We start from the raw sequence: 679 nt of genomic DNA, 5'->3' as shown, positions 1-679 counted from the left end.
GCCAAGTGAAATGACGTCTAAGGCTCGTGGCCGGCCAGCATGGTTTTCAACGCGGCCCGCACCATCGTCATCCGGGCGCTGCCCAGCGGTGTCTCGCGATACGCGGGGGCATAACCGGCTGCCAAGAGCAGGCCGTTGCGGTCGCGCAGAGGTACGTCGAGGTGTTCGGCGAGCCGGAGCACCATCTCCCGGCTGGGCCGGGCACGGCCCGTCTCCACACAAGACAGATGCCGCATTGAGGTGCCCGCCTTGAGGGCAAGATCGAGTTGGCTGAGCTTTCTGCGCTGCCGCCAGTCACGCAGTAGCAGACCAACGCGGGGCAAGTCATCCGTCTCCATAGCTCCACCGTAGCCAGTACCCGAACACCGGCCATGACCTGTGAGGTCATGGAGTCCGCGACCCGGGGGGTGCCACGGTGGGATCACCGATCGACGAGGAGGAGATGCGCGATGACACACACCCCGCCCACGACCGACACGGCCGCGCCCCCGCTGGACGCGGCTCGGCTCCTGCGCCTGGTGCTGCGCGTGGACAGCGTGAGTACCGCCGTGATGGGTGTCGTGCTGATCGCGGCCGCGGGGTCGCTGGGCTCCGCCACCGGGATGCCGGTGGCGTTCTCGGTCGCGTTCGGAATTTATCAGATCGGCGGAGCAGCCGCGCTAGCGCGTGTCTCTTTGAT

The 679-nt window shown here is 67.2% G+C and carries 2 pseudogenes; one reads left to right on the top strand and one right to left on the bottom strand.

Going from position 1 to position 679, the window contains the following annotated elements:
* Positions 1–20: 20 nt before the first annotated feature.
* Positions 21–338 (bottom strand): annotated as a pseudogene (locus tag CCN42_RS40445) (helix-turn-helix domain-containing protein); the annotation flags it as partial.
* Positions 339–449: 111 nt separating this feature from the next.
* Here CCN42_RS40445 and CCN42_RS40440 point away from each other — a divergent pair.
* Positions 450–679, top strand: a pseudogene (locus CCN42_RS40440) (hypothetical protein); the annotation flags it as partial.

Source organism: Streptomyces glaucescens (assembly GCF_002154375.1).
Classification (GTDB): Bacteria; Actinomycetota; Actinomycetes; order Streptomycetales; family Streptomycetaceae; genus Streptomyces; species Streptomyces glaucescens.
Note: the sequence above shows the minus strand (reverse complement) of the source record. Positions and strands in the feature narration are given on the sequence as shown.